The following is a 3865-nucleotide window of genomic DNA, read 5'->3' as shown; positions in this document are numbered from 1 at the left end:
CGCCTCCCCCCCCGCGCCCCCCCGCGCGGGGGGGCCCCGCCCGCCGCGCGCGGGCCCCCCCCTCCTGTTGTTCTGGTGGCGGCTCGCACCCGCTCGTCGGTCAGACGGCGGCAGGTGCGCCGAGCATCGCGGAAGCCTGCTGGAATGGGCTGGGGACACGCGTGGGCGCGGCTGTCTGGCGGAGGCCGGGGCAGGTGAAGCCGAGCTGCGTCATGGCCCGGAGAACTTCACCGGTGCTGAAATCGCGGCGGTCCTGGCGCGTGATGACCTGCCCGACCTGCTTGACCGGGTAGGTGCGGCGGCCGATGATCACGGACTCGCCGATGACCTGTTCGGGCTTGATGCCCTTCATGGATTCCAGGACGCCGCTCTTGGTGAGGTCGAACGGGAAGCGGGCGATGATACAGCGCATGATGCCTCACAGGGAGAAGAAGGGGGTAGTTCTACCGCGGTGAGGCGGTTCAGTGGGCGAGGGCGCCCCGAACGCTGTCCCGGTCTTCGACGACCGGCAGTGCGGCGAGTCGGCGGTCCAGGGCTGCGTGCTCGGCTTCGGCGGTCGTGGTCACGGGTGAGGTGAACGGCCCACCGCCGTCGAGGATGTCGCGCAGTTGGACCCGGTCCGTGTACGCGGGGCTGTCACGGACCGCGGTGAGCTGGGCCTGGGTGACCAGTTGGGTGCACAGGCCGTCGTCGTCGCAGACGAACAGGTGCCCGGTGCAGGCGCCGGCCATGACGGAAAGGGCGACTTCGATGGTCATGTCGTCGCAGACTTGCAGTGCGCCTGTGTCCATGGCGTCCGCCGCAGTCTGGTGTGCGGGGGTGACGTTCGTCGAGCGGGGCTGCATCTGAACCAGCGTCAAAAGGTGCCTCCTGAAGTGGTGGGTCAGTTTCCTGATCATGAGGCTTCTAGGCCGCCGCCGCGTCGAAGGAGGTCTGCCGTACGGTCCTGCGTCGGGCAGCCGAGGCGGGGCTGCGTCGGCCGCGTGAGGATGCGCTGCGCTTGCGCTTCTCGGCCACCGGCGCGGTGATCGTGACGGGGATGCCGGAGGGTGCCTGGGCGCCGGTGATCTGACTCAGCGCCTCTTCACCGACGCGGATCTGGGTGGTCTGGGGCACGATCCCGGCGGCGCTCATGAGACGGCTCATGTCGCGGCGCTGGTTGGGGGTCACCAGGGTGACGACGCTGCCTGACTCGCCGGCCCGCGCGGTGCGGCCGCCGCGGTGGAGGTAATCCTTGTGGTCGGTCGGCGGGTCGATATTGACGACGAGGTCGAGGTCGTCGACGTGGATACCGCGGGCGGCGACGTTCGTGGCCACGAGCACGGTGACGTGTCCGGTCTTGAACTGGGCCAGGGTCCGGGTGCGCTGGGGCTGCGACTTGCCGCCGTGCAGGGCGGCGGCGCGCACTCCGCTGTTCAGCAGGTCCTGCGTGAGCCGGTCGACGCCGTGCTTGGTGTCCAGGAACATGATCACCCGGCCGTCGCGGGCCGCGATCTCGGTGGTCGTGCGGTGCTTGTCCGCGCCCTGCACGTGGAGCACGTGGTGCTCCATCGTGGTGACGGCGCCCGCCGACGGGTCGACGGAGTGGACGACGGGGTCGGTGAGGTAGCGGCGGACCAGGCGGTCGACGTTGCGGTCGAGGGTGGCGGAGAACAGCATCCGCTGGCCCTCGGGGCGCACCTGGTCCAGGAGTGCCGTGACCTGGGGCATGAAGCCCATGTCGGCCATCTGGTCGGCCTCGTCCAGGACGGTGATCGCGACCTGGTTCAGCCGGCAGTCACCGCGGTCGATGAGGTCCTTGAGCCGGCCCGGCGTGGCGACGACGACTTCGGCGCCGCCCCGCAACGCGCCTGCCTGCCTGCCGATCGACATTCCGCCGACGACGGTGGCCAGGCGCAGCTTCACCGAGCGGGCGTAGGGGGTGAGCGCGTCGGTCACCTGCTGGGCCAGCTCACGCGTCGGGACGAGGACCAGGGCCAGCGGCTGGCGGGGCTCGGCGCGCCGGCCTGCGGTGCGGGCCAGCAGAGCCAGGCCGAAGGCGAGGGTCTTACCGGATCCGGTGCGCCCGCGTCCCAGGGCGTCGCGGCCCGCGAGGGTGTTGGGCAGGGTCGCACCCTGGATCGGGAACGGGACGCTCAGGCCCTGCGCGGTCAGCGCGGCCAGCAGCTGGGCGGGCATGTCGAGGTCGGCGAAAGCCTCGACCGCGGGCAGCGCGGGAGTGATCGTCTTCGGCAGGGCGAACTCGCCCGAGGCCGCGGCGGGCCGCCGACCGTGGCCGCCCGAGCGGCTCGGGCGCCCTGATCGGCTCGGGGCGGGCGAGCCGAAGCGACTGCCCCGGCCCGAACCGGTGCCGGAGTTGAAAGCGGGGCCGCTGGTGCGGCGGGTCCGGGAGGTGCGGTCGTTCGTACGTGTGGGGTTCATTTGAGAACCTTCCTTGATACGGCACGTATCAAGGAATTCCCGCAGCGGAAGTGCAGCGCGGGGAAACACGAGAACGGGCCGAAATGGAATGCGAAAGCGAAGACGCCATGCAGTGAATCCGCTGTGGGACGCAGGTAATGAAATGGGTGACGTAATATCGGCGTGAGATGCCGGACGTCGATGGGTGCGGCCCGGGAGAGGCGGCGCACCCCTGGAGAAGAGCTGGGAGCGGTTCTGTCCCACAGGAGGCATCACTGAGGGAAATCCCCGCAGCTGGGGCCCCCACCCCGAGGGATGCGGGCCCCAGCTACGAAGTGCGCGTCAGCGTCAGGCGGGAACGATGTTCTCGGCCGTCGGGCCCTTCTGGCCCGGGGCTATGTCGAAGGTGACCTTCTGACCTTCGAGCAACTCACGGAAGCCCTGGGCGGCGATGTTCGAGAAGTGGGCGAACACGTCAGGGCCTCCACCATCCTGCTCGATGAAGCCGAAGCCCTTGGCCGCGTTGAACCACTTCACAGTGCCAGACGCCATGTCATATCTCCTTGTGGGGCAGTACGCCGGCACCCGTAATCCACGGACACCGGGTCGCCGCAATGATGCCCCGCCCGGAGAACAACCGGAAATACAAAACGCTTCCCGCAGCTAAATGCTGGCGCAAGCATTGAAGTTTTTGGGAACCACAACTGCAACTGAGATCGACAGTAGCATGCGGCAGTGGCCCGCGTACGACCGATGGAGCGAATTCGTTCGCTGCGATAAACACACTGTCCGCGCGACGTATTTAACCCTCGTCTCGCGGCAATAGATATTGCCCCACACGCGACACAGTGTTCCAGCAAGAGCGGTCGTCACATACGGCTCGGCGGGCGCGACCACTGCGGCGGCACCCTCCTCCGCCCCGGGGGCCGGCCCGCAGTATGCTCCGCGCGCAGGCGGGACCGGGCCACCTCAGCCTGCGGTCGTCGGGTTCTCTGAGGCGGCGGCGTGGCGGTATTCGGCGTTGATGCGCTGGGCTTCTTCGAGCTGGTCTTCGAGGATGACGATGCGGCAGGCGGCCTCGATGGGGGTGCCCTGGTCGACGAGCTCCCGGGCGCGGGCGGCGATGCGCAGCTGGTAGCGGGAGTAGCGGCGGTGGCCGCCCTCGGAACGCAGCGGGGTGATGAGGCGGGCTTCGCCGACGGCGCGGAGAAAGCCCTGCGTGGTGCCGAGCATTTCGGCGGCCCGGCCCATCGTGTAGGCGGGATAGTCGTCGTCGTCGAGACGACCGAACGATTCGCCTGCTGTCATTTGCACCTCTCTGTGGAACGGGTGGAGGGGCGGGGGGGGGGGTGGCGGGCCCCCGGCGGCCGCCCCCGCCCCCCCCCGCCCCCCCCCCGCCCCCCCCCCCCCGCCCGGGGGGGGGGGGGGGGGGCCGGGCGGGCCCCCCCGGGGGGGGGCCGGCGCC

Annotated in this window: 5 protein-coding genes; all 5 read right to left on the bottom strand. The window is 70.1% G+C overall.

The genetic code is table 11. From position 1 onward, the window contains the following. Positions 1–100: 100 nt before the first annotated feature. Complete coding sequence (locus ACFXB5_RS35565; protein WP_385215945.1) at positions 101–412, bottom strand: SCO5918 family protein; 312 nt, start codon at positions 410–412, stop codon at positions 101–103. 49 nt (positions 413–461) lie between these two features. Continuing rightward, a complete protein-coding gene (locus tag ACFXB5_RS35560; protein ID WP_385215943.1) occupies positions 462–860 on the bottom strand; it encodes a CBS domain-containing protein in 399 nt (132 codons plus the stop codon). A 46-nt stretch (positions 861–906) separates the two neighbouring features. Beyond that, on the bottom strand, positions 907–2421 hold the full coding sequence (locus tag ACFXB5_RS35555; RefSeq protein ID WP_385215940.1) for a DEAD/DEAH box helicase: 1515 nt from the start codon (positions 2419–2421) through the stop codon (positions 907–909). Positions 2422–2748: 327 nt separating this feature from the next. Beyond that, complete coding sequence (locus ACFXB5_RS35550) at positions 2749–2952, bottom strand: cold-shock protein (RefSeq protein WP_020868774.1); 204 nt, start codon at positions 2950–2952, stop codon at positions 2749–2751. Between the two features lie 417 nt (positions 2953–3369). Continuing rightward, a complete protein-coding gene (locus ACFXB5_RS35545; RefSeq protein WP_385215937.1) occupies positions 3370–3708 on the bottom strand; it encodes a MerR family transcriptional regulator in 339 nt (112 codons plus the stop codon). Positions 3709–3865: the final 157 nt, after the last annotated feature.

Source organism: Streptomyces sp. NPDC059455 (assembly GCF_042750115.1).
In the GTDB taxonomy this organism is placed as follows: domain Bacteria; phylum Actinomycetota; class Actinomycetes; order Streptomycetales; family Streptomycetaceae; genus Streptomyces; species Streptomyces endocoffeicus.
Note: the sequence above shows the minus strand (reverse complement) of the source record. Positions and strands in the feature narration are given on the sequence as shown.